Below are 18,100 nucleotides of genomic sequence, written 5' to 3'. Positions count from 1 at the left end.
CGTACGCTCTCATGACTGCCATCCGAGACGCTGGCCGAGTTTACCTTGTCGCTGGCCGCAAGACCAGCGTTCGCATTGACCTTGGCGGGTGTGCCGCGGACGCCTGATCGACGACGATTGATCATGCTCTCATCCGCGGGTTGGTTACCGCACTACCCGTATCCGTCGCTGGGCCTATCCTCCGTCTAAGTTCGGGCGTCGGACGAACCTGCCCCACCGTACACCGTGGATTGCCCATCACAGTCGGGTGCCCGCGGCACGCCGGCCAAGGCTATGCAGTTGGTGCCCTGGCGCCTCCTCCTGGAATTGTTCTGTGTGGATCAGCCGGCTATCGCTGGCGACACTCGACGGGCGATGTCCCAGGCATAGCCGACCAATTCACGCGCGATCGCGGTGGTCACCTTGGGCTGGGGCTTTCCGGTGGCCGCCAGGCGACGGTAGCGCTGGCACAGGCGAACCTGCGCCTTCCACCCGATCGCTTGGATGTCCTCGGGCAAGTCGATGACCCGTTCACGGTAGCGTCGCTCCTCGCGAGCGGGCAGCCGATACGACCAGCCCGCCTCGATCAACATCGTCCGTGCTTGCGCGTTGCCCGCGCGGGTAATCCGGCCCCGCTTGGTCTTGGCACCGCTGGAGTGCTCGGACGGCACCAGGCCGACATACGCCATCAGTTGCTTGGGATTGTCGAAGCGGGTGAGGTCGCCCACCTCGGCGACCAGCGTTGCGGCACTGACCAGCCTGATACCGCGCAGGACCTGCAGATTGCGGACCAGCGGCGCAAAACACCACGCATCCACCGCTTCAGCCAGCGCCGCCTCCAGGCGCGCGACCCGTGCCTGGACCTCCAGCACCCGCTTCTGCATTTCCTCGAATGCCAGCTGCTGGTGGGGAAACTCAAACCGCTGCTCGGACAACCACCGCCAGTACATTTTCGTCCAAGCCGCCTTGCCGCCAAAACGACGATCATGCCGCAACAGGAAGCTGCGCACCGTCTGCTTGGCCCCGATGGCATCGTCCTGCGCGCTGCGTCGCGCGCGGATGAGATCGCGTACCGCCTCGTGCGCTTCGTCCGGCACCCAGATCGCGGTGAGTTCGCCGGCGCGTAGCAGCCGCGCCAGGGTCATCGCGTCACGCCGGTCCGTCTTAACATGGTCGCCCGGGCGTCGCGGCATCATCGAGGGGGCGATGACGATGCAATTCTGTCCCAGCTTCGACAGCAGCCGATGCAAGCCATACCCACAGGGTCCCGCTTCGTAGCAGACGTTCAACGTCACACCCGGTCCCGTCAGCCGCTTGACCAGCTTCCTGATCGCATCGTCCTCGTTGGCGACCGTGCCGACGAAACGTACCTCGCCTCCGCGTTCCCCATCGGCAACCGCGACCGCGATGGTTTCCTTATGAACGTCCAGACCAACGTATTTCACTGCCTCCGTCATGACTCGTCTCCGCTGCTGACAAATCCATCATCAGCATCTCAGATTCGAGCCTCCGAGGCTCCGGCAGTCATGGGGTCTAAGGATTTGGGCCAGCGATATTCCCCGGTTAGATTGATGTGTTCCCATCCCAACGGCGAGACGTGGGCGAGTAGATCAGGCGCGATATGGGTACCGCTGGCGGCCCGGGTATTGACGACCTCGCCGAGCTTCATGGTGTTCCAGAATATGATGATGGCGGCGAGCAGGTTCATTCCGGCGATGCGATAGTGCTGGCCTTCGCCGGATCGATCCCGGATTTCACCTCGGCGGTGGAAGCTGATGGCGCGCTTTAGGGCGTGGTGGGCCTCACCCTTGTTGAGGCCGATCTGAGCCTGGCGCTGGAGGCCGGCATCAAGAATCCAGTCGATCATGAACAGGGTTCGCTCGATGCGGCCCACCTCTCGCAATGCGAGGGCCAGCTCATTCTGGCGCGGGTAAGAGGCGAGCTTGCGAAGAATCTGGCTGGGGGCGACGATCCCCGCTGCGATCGTCGCCATGATGCGCAGGATGTCGGGCCAGTTGCGCTCGATGAGCGGTTCATTGATCTTACCTCCGACCAGCGCTCGCACATTGGCCGGCGTCGCGTTGGGCGTGAAGGCATAGAGTCTTTTCTGAGGGAGATCGCGGATACGGGGGGCGAACCTGTAGCCGAGCAAGGCGCAGGCGGCGAACACATGATCGGTGAAGCCGCCCGTGTCGGCAAAATGCTGGCGAACGCGGCGGCCCGCGTCATTCATGAGCAGCCCGTCCAGGATATAGGGAGCCTCGCTGACCGTTGCCGGGATCACCTGGGTTGCGAACGGCGCATATTGATCGGACACATGGCTGTATCCCTTGAGGCCCGGGACGTTGCCATATTTCGCGTTGATCAGATTCATCGCCTCGCCCTGCTCGGTAGCAAGGAAGAACTGCCCGTCGCTGGATGCCGATTGCCCTTGTCCCCAGAAGGCGGCCATGGGCAGGGGGACTGTCAGGAATTTTGTGCGAGAGGCCGGTTACCGTCATTAGATGACGAAGCGCTCACCGAAGATTACGGCGAACTGACTTTTGGCCTCACCCCATTCGCGCGGTGGGCGCTTCCATTCGTCCGCCGCGTGATTGAGCACGAGATATAACAGCTTCATCGCGGCATCGTCACCGGGGAAATGGCCGCGGGTACGGACGGCACGGCGAACCTTCGAATTCAGGGCCTCGATGGCGTTCGTAACCGGTATGAGGATGCCGGTGCCAATGTTCCTGCTGCGACTCGCGAGTTGTGGCGTATGGTGCGACCATCCGGGACAGAGGCACCGGGAGCACGAATGTGCGGGCAGGCCGATGTATAGGATGAGCTTCGAGCTCGAGTTAGTAGCTGGCCGCCTCTGCGACTCGCCCGGTTGCGCCGAGAGCGCGGATCCGTAGGTGTCGTGTCGCCCGCCGCTCCCGTCATTGTGCTGACAGGAGGAACCAATGCGACGGAGACTGTTGAAAAACGCGTGCTTGCGACGGCGATGGAGGCGTGATTCACTCTTGGCAGACGGCAAGGGATCACGGACATGATGGGACGGCAGGTGGCACAGGGCGCGCTGTTCTACGGCTTCCGGCTTGATGAGCATGTGCCGGTTGACCACCTGCTCCGACGCATCGACGGCGTGTTGGACTTCGGCTTCGTGCGCGAGGCACTGGCGTCGAGCTACAGCGCGAGTGGGCGACCCTCGATCGACCCGGAGCTGATGCTCAGGATGCTGCTGGTTGGCTATCTGTTCGGCATCCGCTCGGAACGGCGTTTGTGCGAGGAGGTGCACCTCAACCTCGCCTATCGTTGGTTCTGCCGGCTTGATCTGGCCGACCGGGTGCCCGACCACTCCACCTTCTCCAAGAACCGGCACGGCCGCTTCCGCACCTGCGACCTGCATCGCCTGCTGTTCGAGCAGGTGGTCGCACGATGCGCCGTGGCCGGGCTAGTGGCGGGGCGCGACGTGGCGGTGGACGGCAGCACGATCATGGCCGACGCCAGCCGCGAGAAGAAGCTGAAGGGGGCCGACGCCGCAGACGAGCTTCGTGGCAGGGAAAGCATATCGCGACCCGTCGCCGAATACCTGGCGGCGCTCGATGCCGCGTTGCCGCCGGGCCCCGACGAACCGGCGCCCGTCGATCCGACCAGCATATCGCCGACCGACCCGCAGGCGGCGCTCACCTGCAAGCACGGACCGGCGCGATACGCATACGCCATCAACCCCCTGCTTGACCTCGACACCGACTGCATCCTCGACGTGGAGGCCACGCCCGCCCGCTTCGCAGCCGAGGTGGCGGCGACCCGGACGCTGGTGTCACGCGCCGGCACCAGGCTGGGCATCGAACCCGCCAGTCTCTCGGCCGACAAGGCGTATGGTAGCGGTCCGCTGCTCCGCTGGCTGATCGACCGGAACATCACGCCATACATCCCGGTCATCGACCGGACCCGCCAGCGGGACGCCTTCTTCACCCGGGATGCCTTCCGCTACGACCGGGAAGCGGATGCCTACCGCTGTCCGGCGGACAAGCTGCTCGGCTATTGCGGCACCAACCGGACCAAGCAGGTGCGCGTCTACCGAAGCCGGCCGGCCGATTGCGCCGCCTGCGAGCTGAAGCCGCAATGCACCATCGGTCCGAAGCGGGGTGTCACCCGGCTCGTCAGCGAGGAAGCCCGCGATACCGTGCGCGCCCTTGCCGGCACCGACGCCTATGTGCACGCACGGCGTCGAAGACAGCGGATCGAGCGCGTGTTCGGCCATCTGAAACGCAACCTGGGGCTACGAACGCTCAAGCTGCGGGGCCTGTCAGGAGCCGCCGAGGAGTTCACCATGGCTGCCGCGGCATACAACCTTCAGTTGCTCGCCCGGCAGGCCGCGGCGGCCTGATACGCGGCGTATCCCCGGTGGCCGGCGTCACCAGCCATCCGCCACGCCGATTTCGCGCAAGCCTTTTTCAACGGTCTCGACGGGTTGTTGGAATGGACATCCACCGAACGTTTGGCGAGGTGGTGATTTGGGAAGACGGAAAGCTTCGGCACGCGGGTCGGGTCGATATGACCAGAACGGGGCTGGAGGGGTTTTGCAAAAAGCTGCAGGCGACCGACGAGGTCGTGATCGAGGCGACTGGCAACTGCATGGCGGTGTCCCGTGTGCTGTCGCCGTTCGTGGCTCGGGTGGTGATTGCCAATCCGGTCCAGGTGAAGGCGATCGCGCATGCGCATGTAAAGACCGACAAGGTCGACGCAGGCACCTTGGCGAGCTTGTATGCGGCCGGCTATCTGCCGGAGATCTGGACGCCTGATGCCGCGACGGAGCGCAAGCGGCGGCTCGTTGCGCGCCGGTATCAGATCGTGCGGCACCGGACGCGGATCAAGAACGAGGTGCACGCCATCCTGCATGCGCATCTGATCCCGCTCTGTCCGCACGCCGACCTGTTCAGCAAGGTCGGGCGTGGCTGGCTCGAACGACAGCCGGTACCCGATGACGAGCGGGTCGCGATCGAGCGTCATGTCCGCGAGCTGGACCGGATGGGCGAAGACCTCGCCGCCCTCGACAAGGAAATCGCCGGCGAGGCGCTCGATGACGCTGACGTCGCGCGGCTGATTTCGATCACGGGCGTCAATCTGACGGTCGCGACCGGGCTTGTCGCTGCGATCGGCGACATCAGGCGCTTCGCGAGCCCCCAGAAGCTCGTGAGCTATTTCGGCCTCAACCCGCGGGTACGCCAGTCCGGTCTTGGCGCGGCTCATCACGGCCGCATCAGCAAATCCGGACGCAGCCACGCACGTGCGATGCTGGTCGAAGCGGCTTGGGCGGCGGCAAAAGCGCCGGGTCCGCTGCATGCCTTCTTCGTGCGGATCAGGGCGAAACGTGGGCACCAGATCGCCGCTGTCGCGCTCGCCCGCAAGCTCACCGTGCTCTGCTGGCATCTGTTGACCAAGCAGACCGATTACCGGTGGGCACGTCCAGCGCTGGTCGCGACGAAACGACGCGCTATGGAACTGCGCTCAGGCCAACCTCAGAAGAAGGGCAACAAGCCAGGTCCGGCACATGCCTACAACGTCAAGGCGCTTCGAGATCAGGAAATGGATGTCGCTCGACACGCCGAGCAGGCCTACGAGCACTTCGTTGCACAATGGAAGACCAGGCCGAAGGTGCGCGGACGCTCCAAACCGGAAGGACTGTCATGAGGCGGCCTGGTGGAACCTGCATCCGATGTTCCGCTCTTCGCCACGGAGTCGCCCGCGCAGGAGATCCATAGCACATTTTTCGCCTGGAGGTCTTGTCGATCTCATCCGTAGTGTAGATGATCCGGCGGACGCCCTCGGGAAAGGCGAAGAACGGGATCACCTGGTCCCAGTGTCGCCGCCAGCTTATGGCGATGGCCGGGTGTTTCTGGCCCCAGGGGCCTGCCTCGAACGCCTCCAGCGCAGCCATGCCGGCCTCGGGCGTCTCGGCACGGTAGACGCCGCGCAACGCCTGGGCGATGAACTTGCGCTCCTTCCAGGACGCAAAGCTCATGCTGTTGCGGATCAGATGGACGATGCAGGTCTGGACGATGGCCTCGGGGAAGACAGCGTTGATCGCCTCCGGGAACCCCTTCAGGCCGTCGACGACGGCGATCAGGATGTCGGCGACGCCGCGGTTCCTGAGCTCGTTCATAACGCGCAGCCAGAATTTGGCCCCCTCGGTCTGCTCGATCCAGATGCCGAGCACCTCCTTGGTCCCGTCCGGCTGAATGCCCAGCGCGATGTAGACCGCCTTGTTGCGGACGAACCCTTCGTCGCGGATCTTCACCCGGATCGCGTCGAAAAACACCAGCGGATAGCAGGCGTCGAGCGGCCGACCCTGCCATTCGGCAACCGCCTCCAGCACCGCATCGGTGACGGTCGAGATCAGGTCCGGCGAGACGCCGATCCCGTACAGCTCCTCGAGGTGCCCGCGGATTTCGCGCACCGTCATCCCGCGCGCGTACATCGAGACGATCTTGTCGTCGAAGTCGGGGAAACGGCGCTGGTATTTGGCGATGAGCTTCGGGTCGAACGTCCCCGCCCGGTCGCGTGGCACGTCCAGCGTCACCTTCGACGTGCCCGTCAGCATCGTCTTCCTCGATGACCCGTTGCGCCGGTTGATGGTGCCTGCGGCGCCTTCGCTTTCCAGATGATCGTCGAGCTCAGCCGACAGCATCCGCTCCGACAACGCCTTCTTCAGCTCGTCGAGCAGACCGTCCTTTGCAAACAGCTCCTGCGGGTCACGACCAGCCAGAAGCTGGTCCAAAACGTCCTTGTCGATTGCCATATCGATGGTCCCTTCCATTCCATCCTATGGCCTCCCGCACAAAATTCCTGACAGTCCCTCGGTCCGTTACCGGATGTCGGCCGCCAGGTTACCCGCGGTGAAGGACCTAGACGCCTTCGTCTTCGGCGACACTCCCATCAACGAGGGACTGGTGCGCTCGCTGTACAGCGGCTCGTTTCTTCCGGGCCAACGCAACGTCGTGCTGGTCGGTGGAACGGGTACCGGCAAGACGCATCTCGCCACCGCCATCACTGCCAATGTGGTACGAGCCGGCGCCCGCGGACGCTACTTCAACACAGTGGACCTGGTGAACCGGCTCGAGGAGGAAACGCGCCTCGGCAAGGCCGGCACGCTGGCGGCCCAGCTTTCGCGCCTCGATCTCGTGGTGCTCGACGAGCTTGGCTACCTGCCGTTTGCACGCTCGGGCGGTCAACTGCTCTTCCACCTCGTCAGCAAGCTCTACGAGAAGACCTCGGTCATCGTCACCACCAACCTGGCCTTTGGTGAGTGGCCGACCGTCTTTGGCGACCCCAAGATGACCACCGCGCTGCTCGACCGCATTACCCACCATTGCGACATCGTCGAAACCGGCAACGACAGCTGGCGCTTCAAACATCGAAGCTGAAGCCTGGGGCACCGGCAGAGAACGCTTCGTGCTGGTTGCGCCTCCGGTCGGGCTACGCCCGCCCTACGCCGCAACCAGCACGAACGGCACGCCCGCCATACCCGTCACACCGCTTGACAAACGGGGTCCCTTTTGGACGCCGATAGGGGGTCCTTTTTGGACGCCGATTGACATCGTAATCGTCAACCATGCGGACGCGGTGCTCGGCCGCGACGATGATCTGCTGCATGCCGTGGCTGCCTGGGAAGCGAGAACACCGGAAGCCGTTCGGCTGCGTGAGGTCCGCCGTTCGTTCGTCGAGCAGCATCCCGAACTCTATGGCAGGCGCTGACTGTCGTCGGGCACCTCACGGGTGTCTGCGGCGTCCGGCACCAAGCGCCTCCACGACCATCCAGCTCCCGCGAGCACCTCCTCAATCCACTGCGCGACCTGCCCCGGCTCGCCGCTGCAATACCAGGTGAGGTCGTCCCCCTCCTCGCGCACCCAAGCCACGGCATGACCGGCCCGCCGAAAGCCGTAGGAGACCTCCACTCCATCCGGCCCGAACCAACGAGTGTTGGTGAGCGCGCACCAGAGGTCGACGCCGCACGCGCCGTCCGCTCTCACCTGCTCGCCGAGAAGACGGTCGAGAACGGCCTCGAACGCCTTGTAGGGCCGGTAGGCGCGGCTGCTGGGCTGACCTTGAAAGTCGGTGCGGCTAAAGAACGGAAAGGCTGCCTCCATACGTTGGTCCGCACTGGCGCGGTCCCAGGACCATATCACCTTACGCCTTGCGCCACACCGCCGATCGCTCGGGCGGCTAACGCCGGCTTCCCGCGTCCGGAAACAACCCCGGCATCCAGCTCCCCGCCAGCTTGGCTGGAAAGGCGATCTGGAGAGGTGCCCGGGAGCTGTCGGCCGTCAGCACGCCGAGGCTCGTCAGCGCCGAGGTGACCCGGCGCGCCTGGCGTTCGCCGGTGCCGACGATGCTCTCCACCTCGCCACGCGGGAGCTCGCCTCGGTACAACGCTGCGTCGATCACCTGGATGGCCTTGGCCGGCAGCCTTCCCCGATCCGTCTCTTCGGCCGCCCAGCGCCGGATGCGACTGCGCAGCTGCTCGGGCTCGACCAAGCCGGCCATGAAGTCGACCTGGTCGATGCAGGTTTTGAGGAAGAAGGTTGTGAAGCTCGCCAGCTCCTCCTCGCTCAGCGTGCCCCTCCCATCGAGGTCGTTGCGGCGGGCCAGGTCGCAGGCGGCAAGGTGTCGCTTGTAGGCCTGCACGTTGCGGCCGAGGCCGCGCGCGATCGACCACACGCCGCCCGTGTCGAGCGCATCGAGCAGCATGGCATGCGACATGAGGCGGGCGACCCGACCGTTGCCGTCGAGAAACGGATGGATCCAAGCGAACCGGTGGTGCGCGGCCGCCAGCGATACGATGGCGTCGGTTGCGCCGCGCTTCTGATACGCCCAGGCGAAGTGCTCGAGGAAGCGCGGCACGGCCCCGGGACTAATCGCAATGTGCTGCCCGACCCGGACATCGCGGGTCCGCAAGGCACCGGGCTCGACCGGAACGCGCTCGCCGCCGTCGACCGGTTCGATCCAGAGCATCGACTCGGGCAGATGCTCGCAGAAGCGCCGATGGACCTCACGCAGGCCCTCCACGCTCGTCGCGCGGCCCCCCAGCCCTCCCCCATCAATCCAGCCCTGGACTGCGATGTGCGCGGTCGCTTCCAACTGGAGGTCACGCTTGGCCGGGTCGGCGCTGAAATCGTTCTTCAGCGCCCGTTCGATGTCGACGGGATGAGTGTCATGCCCCTCGATCAGGTTGCTGTAGTAGCAGTTCATCGCCCGGACGAGGTCGGCGAGCCCCATCCGCATGGCGGGTGGCAGGCTGCTGCGGAACGCGGCAGATTTGGCGGTCAGTTCGAGCGCGAGATCGACGGCTTCACGGTATCGTGAACCGCCCTCCCCTATCTTCATGGGCTGCATGGCCCCGATGCCCTCGCCCCGGTCGGCGACCGCCTGGATGTCCGGTTCTTTGGCCATGTCCCGCAGCCTCTAGATCACTCTCTTGCCTTGCTAACGTTGTCCTATGCACGTGATACCGGGCCGCTACAATGTCCGGTTTGGAGGCCGGCAAATCAGTGAACATTGAAAAGAACAAAGCTGATCCGCCCGCCCATATCGCCTTGCGATCCCTCACATGTCGAAGTCGTAATCGTGGTCGATTTCGATCTCGGGCTCCTTTATCAGCTCTTTCACGGGAACCGGCGCTTGCCGGATAGCCTCCGGGGCTGGTTTGGTAGGCTCGCTGCCAATGGATCGGAGGGCGGCGCTCATTGCGTCCAGCTGGCGACGATCGCTTGCGCCTGGATCGTCCAGTCGGGGCAGCTCGCCCGTGGCTGGATCGAACCGCTCCCTGCCGGAAAGTGAGAGCTCGGGTGCCACGTCGCTTGCGTGCGGAACGTCACCACGATGCGCTTCGATCGCGCTAGCGAGTGCTTTCTTGTCGTCGGTGTGCAGCGACACGTCCTCGCGCGCGCGGGTCTGGAGCACGTAGTAGAGGCTCTCGCTGTTGAGCAGCCTGTCGCGGCTGTCCATCACCGTGATCGCGCGATCGACCGTCATCCCTTGCGCACGGTGCATGTTGATCACGGCGCCATGGCCAAGCCGCTCGCGCATCGGGTCGTCGGGCCCGATCACATGATTCCGGTCACGGCCGGACAGGTGGAGCGTGTCGCCATCGATCGCAGTAAGGGTCACTGCGGCACCGTTCGACATCCCACGCTTCAGGTCGCTGACCGTAAAGACCAGGCGATCACCCTCGCGCACCTCGATCTCGCCGGGAACGGAGAGCGCGGCCCCCTCCCCCCCCGATCGGAGGCTCTTGGGATCGAAGAGCCCGGTGTGACCGTCACGGGCGAGCTCGAGCATACCGCTCGCCCGATCGATCAAGCCAACCTCGTAGGATCCCGGCACAAGCCCTGACTGGTGGCGATAGATGTCGAGCCGCATACCCTCAGCCCAGTGCCGGATCTGGCGCAGCTCCTCACGGGTAAGGTTCAGCGTATCCCAGCTGCGCAGGCTCACGGCATCCTCGCCAAGCTTGCCCTGAGCAAGCAGCTCGGCCCTGACCGTTTCCAGCACGGCTTCGCGCAGGACGTGGCCTGAGGTGAGCAAGGCGGTGCGGTCGCGCTCCTCGGGCAAAAGCTTCAGATACTCGACGACGGCCGCTCCCGCCGGATGAGCGCTCTCCTGCACCTTGTCCGCGAGCCGTTCGAAGGCGGCAACGACCCTGCCCTCGCGCGCAAGGGAAGCGGCATCACGGAGCACATCGGTCTTTTGGCGCCGGTTCTCGGTGAGCCGCACCGTCGGAGCTCCCGCCTCCTGCAGCAGCGCGAAGGGTCGCCCCGCCTCAACCGCCGGGATTTGCTTCACATCGCCTACCAAGACCAACTTGGCGACGTCGCCGTTCCGGGCGACCTCGAACAGCCCGGCAAGCTGACGCGAGGACACCATGGAGGTCTCCTCCAGCACCACAACCTTGCCCTTCATCAGCGCCGAAAGTTGCTCGTTCGGCTTGGCCGGGCCGGCGCGGCTACCATGCTCCTTCAGCACGGATGCGAGCGAGCGCACCTCCAGCCCCCGTCCGGTCAGGTCATCCAACAACTTGTTCTGCGGGACCAGTACCAGCATCCGCGCCCCTACTTCCGCGCCAATCTCCCGTACGAGTTCGAAGAGGAACGACTTGCCGGTGCCGGCATCGCCTTGGACGACCTGGATGCGGTTGGTGCCGGACAGCATGGCGTGCGCCGCAACGCGCTGTTCAGCGGAAAGTGTGACCTCGCGCCGATCGGCCGCGCGGTCGAGTGCGGTGTCGACCGAGGCCGCATCGAGGATGGGTGTCCCCTGCCCCACCCCGCCATGCGCGGCCGCAACCAGCGCCTTTTCCGTCACCAGCATGTCGCGGGTCGTGAGCCGGTCTGCGTGCAGGCTGCCACGCGGCCCCGAGATGAGGACACCCGCCTCGCGCAGCCGCTCGATGCGCGCCTCGATACCGCGCACCGTCGCGCCCTTCTCGGCCAGATCGAGGCTGCTCTTCAGCAGGTCCGCGTAGGTGAAGCTCGCTTCTCGCTCGCCGAGGTGCCGAACGCCGGCCGCGACCGCGTAGCCGCTCGCCAGTTCGCCGCTCCGGCGCACCGCATCCGTGCCGTGGAGCAGCGGCTCGGGTCGTGGTCCGAAGGCATGGGTGATGCGCTCGAGCAAAGCGGCACCCCAGGCACGCACAGTGCTCAATACCGACCGCGGCCGCTCGACTCCTCGCGCGGCGTCCACGACGGCGGAGATGGCGGCACCATGTACCTCGGCCTTCTCGGCCCACATGGCGCGGGCAACCGTGGCATCGCCCGCCTGTTTGGCATCGCGGGTACTGACCGCGATCGTCTCCATCGCCTTGGGGCCGGAGGCGCCGAGCTCAGCCGCCCGGCTGAGGATCTGTTCGCGCCGGGCGCTAAACGCATCGATTGCGGCACGCGGTATACCGCTGATCTCGAATTGGCCGTGCTTGCCGGTGATCTCGGTCCGGTAGCCGAGCTGCTCCAACCGGGCACGGAAGTCGGCGTGGAAGACGGCACCGATGGTGCTAGAGTGCTTCCACAGGGCCGGATTGTGCAGGGCGACCCAGCGGCCGTCGCCGCGTTGCGCGGCGTTCGCCACGACGACATGGGCATGTGCCTGCGGATCGAGCTTTCGGCTCAGGTCATGGTGAAAGATCGCGTACACTAGGCGACCGGGCTCGATCACCGCGCCGGCCTTGCCTGACCGCACCTCCCCGAACCGCTCCTCGGCCCACGCCATGGTGCTCCGAATAGCTTCGGCAAATGCCGGCATGACCCGCTCATCGCGTCCGATCAAGGCGACCAGCGACACTGACTTCGGCGCGCTGAACGTCAGCTCGAAACCCGGCGCTCGCTCGCCGTTGCCGCCTCTTGCAATGACGGCCCCGTTGGGCAGTTTGCCGTCCAGCACCTCGGAGAATGTTCCGGCATCCACGGTGCCGGACAGACCGAGTTCCTCGGCCCCTCCCCCGCCCCATTCGGACGGTCCCGCCTGCTCGCCGGTGTAGTAGTTGTCGGCCGCGTAATAGCTCGCCGCATCCCCGCCGCCGGCGATCGAGTTTGGGCGAACGGTCACGGCGTCTTGCTTTCCAGAGGCGGAAAGGTGAGCCGGCAGGGAAACGGCTTCTTCATGCGCTTAGCATGGGCCGCGCACTCGGCGTACCGGACCCGAAATGTGTCACTGGCGAGAAGGCCTTTTGTCTCCGCCATGAGCTCGCCAGTCGTGCGCCCATCGCCTGCCAAGCTCCATGCCGCAGGTACCGCGTCACTTTCACCCAGGAGACGAATTGAGAGCCAGCGGGTAGGTGCGGTATTGGCGAACAGCAGACAGATCAGAACAAGTCCGGCGATGCCAAGGGCGGCACCTACGCCAAGCTTTGTACGCGTATCCGACTGACGCTTCTCAATCCGGTCGAGCTGCTTTCCGAAGCCCTTTGCCTGCTCCTCGACGGCTTTAGTGACATTGCCAACGGAGACGGCGAGAGCACCCTGCGCTTCCTTGAACAGGACCGTGAAGTCGGTCTGGAACTTCGCGATCAAATCGCGGAGATGTCCGGTCCCGCCGGTCTCCTTGATGGTGGTCTTGATCGCGTCGAAACCTGCGTTCAAGGCGCCGGGTAGGTCCTTCGATTGTTGGGCGATCAGGGCCGAGACGCGACGGGTAACCTCGCCGATTTGAGCGGTCTGTTCCTCCATCCGATCGGCATGGCGGCGCTCGCGCTGTTGACGCACGGACAAGGCCGCTTGGGCCTCCCTGTCGAACATGGTGGTGACCGCCTGTTCCACGAGATCACGGATGGGGATGTTGCGCCGCTTGGACTCGGCGTCCAGCCGGCTGTGGACGTCACTCGAGACGTCGATGCGCCTGCGACCAGCGTCGGTCATCGCCGCAGTCTCGAACGCGCTTCGGCCAGCATGCGGGTCGCCAGCTCGGCCCGTCGTTGCCGCAACTCGGCAAGACCCTTCTTGCTGTCGGGGCCACGCCCGACCTGCGCTTCCGCGACGACCTCCAGGCCGGCACGGACCTTGGTCAGCTGGTCGAGAAGGATCTCGTCCAGCGGCAGCAGCTCGTCTTCGAGTGAGCGCACCAGCGTGTCCGCTACCCAGGCGCTGCGCGTCTTGCCGACCTGGCCCGCGCGGCGCTCAATGCCGGCGAGCTGGTCGGGTTGCAGGTACACCGTGATCGGTACGCGCGCCATGCGGACACCCCTTCTGCCCGGTAGCGAGTGTGCATTGCGCCTACGGAGCGCGCAAGGAGGAAGTGCAGAGCAGCGCAAGCAAAAACTGCGGGTTTCCTTGCCCTATCCGCTCTGTGGACCAGGACGGACCAGATGGTCCGGGCGCAGTATCCGCATAGGACCATGCGGCCGGAACGACGCAAATCTGCCCTTTTCTGCACCCCTTCGGGGTGCATCGGGTGTGCCCCCTAACCCTACTTCTCAGGTCGCTGGATGTTGCTGCTGTTCGGCTGGTCGGGGCTGATCCGGCGTCCGGCGGGGCAACCAGGCCGGCGTACAAGCCGGCCAGTCGGATCAGTACCGGCTCACCTTGTCGAGACTGCCCGTAAGGCCGCGAGGGTCTCCCCGTCCATCGCTTCAACCCTTTGCACCAATCGATCCCGCATGGCGCGGCGCGCTAACCGGATGAGCAAGGCCAACTCCGGCGCTTCGAACGGGTCGTTGATCGCCAGCTCGCGCGACCGCTCGCCGGCGGTGATGGTGAGGTGGAAGATGCGGGCGTCGGCTGCCGGCAACGCCGGGTCGGGCCGCGTAAAGAAGTCGATCGCATCGGCATGAGCGACGAGATTGAACCAGTCCTCCGGCGTGATTTCGTCGAGCCTGCGACCCTCCTCATGGTAGAGGGTTCCGTGCGCAGTGAACCAGCCCGAGATACCAAGGCCCCTGTGCATTATCAGGACACGGATTCACGGTAGCGGTTTGATGAGCAGCGGCATGAGGCCGTTGGCGTCGAGATCGAGGTGATCGGACCAGACATAATCGCCGGTGAGATTGATGCGATCCCAACCCAACGGCGAGAGCCGGGACAGCATAGCTGGATCGATGGGGCTTCCTCGACGACGCATTTCGTCGACGGCGCGCCCCAGATAGCGACAGTTGAACAGGATAATCGCTGCGGTGACGAGGTTGAGCGCGGCCGCTCGGGTCTGCTGGTTCTCCAGGCCACGGTCGCGAAAACGGCCGAGCCGATGGAAGGCGACCGCCCGGGCAAGGCTGTTGCGGGCCTCGCCCTTGTTCAACTCGGCAGTGACGGTACGGCGCAGAGCCGGATCCTCGAACCAGCGGAGCGTGAACAGCGTGCGCTCGATCCGCCCGATCTCCCGCAGCGCCGCAGCGAGGCTGTTCTGCTGGCGGTAGGCGGACAGCTTCTTCAGGATCAACGATGGCGTGACGGTGCGGTGACGGATCGCGCCAATGACACGTTCAATATCGGGCCAGTGGCTGACGATCAGGTCCCGGTTGAGCCTGTGACCGAACAGTGGCGCAAGCCTGCCATAGCGCTTCGAGGGTTCGAAAGCGTAGAGGCGCCGGTCGGACAGGCGAGGAATGCGCGGCTCGAAATCGAGCCCGAGGAGATGCATCGTCGCGAATACGATGTCGGAAACGCCGCCTCCATCGACGTGCAGCGCGGTCAGATCGGCGTTGCTGTCATGGCCGAGGAGCCCATCGAGCGCATGGATGGCTTCTCCTGCCGTGCCGGCGATCACCGTCTGGTGCAGCGGCGCGTAGCGGTCGGTGATGGTGGTGTAGATCTTGACCACTGGGTCGCGACCATAATGGGCGTTGACCGCTCCGCCGGCTTCGCCCGGCCCGCCCAGGTAGAAGGCCTGGCCATCCGCGGAAGCCCGGTGTCCTTGCCCAAACCAGGCGGCGATCGGCTCGGCGTGGATGGCGTCGGTCAGACAGGCGAGCGCCGCCCGAAAGGTTTCCTCGCGCATGTGCCATGTCTGCATGCGCAGCAGCGCGCGGCGTGACCCTGCGCCGCATACCTCGGCCATGCGCGACAGCCCAAGATTGGTCGCTTCGGCAATCAGAGTGGCGAGGAAGGCCTGCTCATCGCCAGGCGGCAACCCGGTCGAGACGTGCCCGAAGTGCCGGGTGAAGCCGGTCCAGCGTTCGACTTGCGACAACACGTCGGTGATACGCGTGGCAGGCAGCATGTCGTAGCAGGCAAGCGTCAGGCGCCGTCCTTCGTCGTGCCTGGCATCATCGTCCTTCAGTTCCTTGGGAAATCGCAATCGCTCGCCAGCGAACAGGGCAGCATCGCGTCCGGCCAGATTGTGGGCGACGTCGCGCAAGGCGCTGTCGAGCTGCGCGGCGCGCTGATCGAGCCATGCGTGTGGATTACCGAGCGAGAACGGCGGTTGCAGCGCTGCGCCGGATAACGGCGCGAGCAGCACGTCCAGCGACCTGTGCAGCCTTGACCTCGGCACCCAGATATCACCCGAGGCCAGTGCATTGGTGAGCGCGCCGTAAGTCGCCATCTCCCAGTGCGTCCGGTCGATCTTGCCGGCGACCACGACATGGCGGTGCCAGCGCCGCTCGACATGACCGAGCGGAACGTCGGCAGGGAGGGGCTTGCGCCAGTCGCCATCAAGATTCGACAGGATCGCCATCGCGTCGCGCAATGCCGCGGTGCCGGCCCGACCGTGGAAATCGAGCGCTTGCAGGAATAGAGGCCCTGTTCGCTTGAAGGTCCGGTATTCGGCTGCGATCTCGCTCAGCACATCGTCCCTGTGAGGTGCCGCGGTACGACGGATGATTGCGGCATCAGCATCGAGCATGTCGAGAGGCACGATATCCCTGAGGGCCGCACCGATATCTCCGCCGGCGCGTGCTGCCTGGCTAACTGTTTCCAGCACAGTGGCGATCCGCATCAGCCGATCGCGGCCTTCGCGTCCCGAAATCGCGACCCTCTGCTCCAGGCGTTTGCGAGCACGAAGGTGAGCGCGTCCCATCAAGGCGCTGAACATGGCGATCGCCGCGTCGGTAAGCGTGGCCTCCATCTCGCGCAGCGTTGCAAGCAGGATGACCCGCCTGCGGGAGACGCGCATCTGTTGGAAAGCCTGGGCTGTATATCGCACGCCTTCGCGGGCGAACTGCGTCAGGCGGGGCTCGTGCAGGGGATCGACCGGAATGCTGGAAATACCGGTCCTATGGATTATCGCGACCTTCTCGAGGATTTCGGCAAGCGAGGCTGACGCGACGCGGGGCTCTGGTTCGCGCAGCCAGGACAAGCGGCTCTGCCGGTCATGTACCTTCTCATCGATCAGCATATCGAGACGCTGACGCATATCCGCATCGAGTTTAGCATCGACCGCGGCGACCAGATCGGTTTCCGTCCGAAGCATCGCCTCGGCCGCCATCCGCTCAACGACGCTGATGCCAGGGATGACGATGCGTCGCGTGCGCAGCTCGTCCAGCAATCGATCAAGCAAAATGCGCCCGTCCACGATAGCCATGGCTTCGGTTTCCAGCCAAGTCATCATGATGCCGCGCGCTGGCCGGCTCAGATCGGTGAATCCGAAGCGCGCCTTGATGGCGGCAAGCTGATCGTAGCGGGTCGGCGCTCGCCGCGCGAAGTCGGCGACGACGCCTGCATCCACTCCGACCTGTTCGGCGATGTGGTCGAGCATGATTGCAGGCAACAGCTCGCCTGTGCGCAGATGTCGCCCCGGATAGCGCAGGCAGCAGAGTTGCAGGGCATAGCTCAAGCGGGTCGCCGGAGTGCGTGCGAAGCCGATCGCAGCAAGGTCCTCGGCATCGAGGCCATGATGTCGCACCACCGCCGCCTCGCTGTCGGGCAAAGCAAGCAACGCGGCGCGCTGCCGCTGGGTCATCGGAATACGTGCGGGCATGTTTCATCCTCCAAAAACCTCTTGCCTTTTGTTGGCTTAGTGAAAGAGGATTGTGAAAGACCCAAGGCTGCGGAAATTGGTGCATGCTGTTTCCGCCTCCAGATACGGCCGTTTGTGAAAGAGACGCAGATGACGCGCGAACCCTATCTGATCGGTTATGCCCGCGTGTCGAAGGGCGACGACCAGTCGAACGCCGCGCAGCGGCGCGCGCTCGATGCGGCCGGCTGCAAGCGGGTGTTCGAGGAGACCGCCAGCGGTGGGCGGTGGGACCGACCCAAGCTTCTGGAGATGATCGGCCAGTTGCGCGACGGAGACGTCGTCGTCGTCTGGAAGCTTGACCGGCTGTCGCGCAGCCTAAAGGATATGCTGCACATCATGGAGCGGATCGAGCTGGCAGGCGCGGGCTTCCGCTCACTGACCGAGGCGATCGACACCACCACCGCGGCAGGGCGGATGATGATGCAGATGGTGGGAAGCTTCGCCGAGTTCGAGCGGGCCATGATCCGCGAGCGTACCAGCGCCGGCCTTGCCCAGGCTCGCGCAGAAGGACGGATCGGCGGGCGTCGGCCCAAGCTCGGCGACAAGCAGCGCCGCGAAATCGCCGAGTCCGTCACGTCCGGCCGCAAGTCCGGTGCCGAGATGGCGCGGCTCTACGGCGTCAGTGAACCCACCGTCTCGCGCATCGTCGCCGCGCACCGCCAGCAATTCAGTCAGCAGCAGAGGGAACAGGCATGAA

The 18,100-nt window shown here is 65.0% G+C and carries 12 protein-coding genes and 4 pseudogenes; 5 read left to right on the top strand and 11 right to left on the bottom strand.

What is annotated here, in order from left to right:
• Positions 1–320 precede the first annotated feature (320 nt).
• The 3 genes and pseudogenes from ACWPWT_RS20720 to ACWPWT_RS20710 form a co-directional block, all read right to left on the bottom strand.
• The gene (locus ACWPWT_RS20720) at positions 321–1,436 is read right to left on the bottom strand and encodes an IS110 family RNA-guided transposase (RefSeq protein ID WP_285139443.1); all 1,116 of its coding nucleotides are present in this window, start codon (positions 1,434–1,436) and stop codon (positions 321–323) included.
• A 38-nt stretch (positions 1,437–1,474) separates the two neighbouring features.
• Positions 1,475–2,437 (bottom strand): annotated as a pseudogene (locus ACWPWT_RS20715) (Tn3 family transposase); the annotation flags it as partial.
• 42 nt (positions 2,438–2,479) lie between these two features.
• Positions 2,480–2,689: pseudogene (locus ACWPWT_RS20710) on the bottom strand (transposase); the annotation flags it as partial.
• A 321-nt stretch (positions 2,690–3,010) separates the two neighbouring features.
• On the opposite strand from ACWPWT_RS20710, the gene ACWPWT_RS20705 reads away from it, so the two are divergent.
• Together ACWPWT_RS20705 and ACWPWT_RS20700 are read left to right on the top strand one after the other, a co-directional pair.
• Entirely contained in the window at positions 3,011–4,354 is a 1,344-nt protein-coding gene (locus tag ACWPWT_RS20705; protein WP_047867256.1) for an IS1182 family transposase, read from the top strand.
• Positions 4,355–4,446: 92 nt separating this feature from the next.
• Positions 4,447–5,658 carry an IS110 family RNA-guided transposase gene (locus ACWPWT_RS20700; protein WP_248006229.1) on the top strand — a complete coding sequence of 404 codons (1,212 nt, stop codon included), beginning with the start codon at positions 4,447–4,449 and terminating at the stop codon, positions 5,656–5,658.
• A 94-nt stretch (positions 5,659–5,752) separates the two neighbouring features.
• Here the strand turns inward: ACWPWT_RS20700 and ACWPWT_RS20695 are convergent.
• Positions 5,753–6,766 (bottom strand): annotated as a pseudogene (locus ACWPWT_RS20695) (IS256 family transposase); the annotation flags it as partial.
• 58 nt (positions 6,767–6,824) lie between these two features.
• Between ACWPWT_RS20695 and istB the strand changes: the two are divergent.
• A pseudogene (gene istB / locus ACWPWT_RS20690) lies at positions 6,825–7,391 on the top strand (IS21-like element helper ATPase IstB); the annotation flags it as partial.
• A gap of 28 nt (positions 7,392–7,419) precedes the next feature.
• Positions 7,420–7,722 carry a hypothetical protein gene (locus ACWPWT_RS20685; protein ID WP_454281086.1) on the top strand — a complete coding sequence of 101 codons (303 nt, stop codon included), beginning with the start codon at positions 7,420–7,422 and terminating at the stop codon, positions 7,720–7,722.
• Here ACWPWT_RS20685 and ACWPWT_RS20680 read toward each other — a convergent pair.
• The 7 genes from ACWPWT_RS20680 to ACWPWT_RS20650 form a co-directional block, all read right to left on the bottom strand.
• Entirely contained in the window at positions 7,707–8,114 is a 408-nt protein-coding gene (locus ACWPWT_RS20680) for a hypothetical protein (protein WP_285139555.1), read from the bottom strand. The genes ACWPWT_RS20685 and ACWPWT_RS20680 overlap by 16 nt on opposite strands.
• Before the next feature lie 76 nt (positions 8,115–8,190).
• Positions 8,191–9,417, bottom strand: coding sequence for a Fic family protein (locus ACWPWT_RS20675; protein ID WP_285139556.1), 1,227 nt, complete (start codon positions 9,415–9,417; stop codon positions 8,191–8,193).
• A 153-nt stretch (positions 9,418–9,570) separates the two neighbouring features.
• A complete protein-coding gene (gene mobF / locus ACWPWT_RS20670; RefSeq protein WP_285139557.1) occupies positions 9,571–12,564 on the bottom strand; it encodes a MobF family relaxase in 2,994 nt (997 codons plus the stop codon).
• A complete protein-coding gene (locus ACWPWT_RS20665; protein ID WP_115381515.1) occupies positions 12,561–13,373 on the bottom strand; it encodes a hypothetical protein in 813 nt (270 codons plus the stop codon). The genes mobF and ACWPWT_RS20665 overlap by 4 nt, the downstream gene beginning before the upstream one ends.
• The gene (locus ACWPWT_RS20660; RefSeq protein ID WP_116463041.1) at positions 13,370–13,687 is read right to left on the bottom strand and encodes a hypothetical protein; all 318 of its coding nucleotides are present in this window, start codon (positions 13,685–13,687) and stop codon (positions 13,370–13,372) included. Before ACWPWT_RS20660 ends, ACWPWT_RS20665 begins: the two co-directional genes overlap by 4 nt.
• 344 nt (positions 13,688–14,031) lie before the next feature.
• A complete protein-coding gene (locus ACWPWT_RS20655; RefSeq protein ID WP_285139562.1) occupies positions 14,032–14,397 on the bottom strand; it encodes a hypothetical protein in 366 nt (121 codons plus the stop codon).
• Positions 14,398–14,412: 15 nt separating this feature from the next.
• Complete coding sequence (locus tag ACWPWT_RS20650; RefSeq protein ID WP_228168062.1) at positions 14,413–17,364, bottom strand: Tn3 family transposase; 2,952 nt, start codon at positions 17,362–17,364, stop codon at positions 14,413–14,415.
• 129 nt (positions 17,365–17,493) lie between these two features.
• Here ACWPWT_RS20650 and ACWPWT_RS20645 point away from each other — a divergent pair, with 129 nt between their 5' ends.
• Positions 17,494–18,099 carry a recombinase family protein gene (locus ACWPWT_RS20645; protein WP_026109404.1) on the top strand — a complete coding sequence of 202 codons (606 nt, stop codon included), beginning with the start codon at positions 17,494–17,496 and terminating at the stop codon, positions 18,097–18,099.
• The last annotated feature ends 1 nt before the right edge of the window (position 18,100 follow it).

It is taken from the genome of Sphingomonas sp. Marseille-Q8236 (genome assembly GCF_965112005.1).
Note: the sequence above shows the minus strand (reverse complement) of the source record. Positions and strands in the feature narration are given on the sequence as shown.

Bases quoted from the DNA above. Each gene is read 5' to 3' on its own strand.
- ACWPWT_RS20720 (WP_285139443.1), bottom strand. From the start codon at position 1,436: ATGACGGAGGCAGTGAAATACGTTGGTCTGGACGTTCATAAGGAAACC.
- ACWPWT_RS20705 (WP_047867256.1), top strand. From the start codon at position 3,011: ATGATGGGACGGCAGGTGGCACAGGGCGCGCTGTTCTACGGCTTCCGG.
- ACWPWT_RS20700 (WP_248006229.1), top strand. From the start codon at position 4,447: ATGGACATCCACCGAACGTTTGGCGAGGTGGTGATTTGGGAAGACGGA.
- ACWPWT_RS20680 (WP_285139555.1), bottom strand. From the start codon at position 8,114: ATGGAGGCAGCCTTTCCGTTCTTTAGCCGCACCGACTTTCAAGGTCAG.
- ACWPWT_RS20675 (WP_285139556.1), bottom strand. From the start codon at position 9,417: ATGGCCAAAGAACCGGACATCCAGGCGGTCGCCGACCGGGGCGAGGGC.
- ACWPWT_RS20665 (WP_115381515.1), bottom strand. From the start codon at position 13,373: ATGACCGACGCTGGTCGCAGGCGCATCGACGTCTCGAGTGACGTCCAC.
- ACWPWT_RS20660 (WP_116463041.1), bottom strand. From the start codon at position 13,687: ATGGCGCGCGTACCGATCACGGTGTACCTGCAACCCGACCAGCTCGCC.
- ACWPWT_RS20655 (WP_285139562.1), bottom strand. From the start codon at position 14,397: ATGCACAGGGGCCTTGGTATCTCGGGCTGGTTCACTGCGCACGGAACC.
- ACWPWT_RS20650 (WP_228168062.1), bottom strand. From the start codon at position 17,364: ATGCCCGCACGTATTCCGATGACCCAGCGGCAGCGCGCCGCGTTGCTT.
- ACWPWT_RS20645 (WP_026109404.1), top strand. From the start codon at position 17,494: ATGACGCGCGAACCCTATCTGATCGGTTATGCCCGCGTGTCGAAGGGC.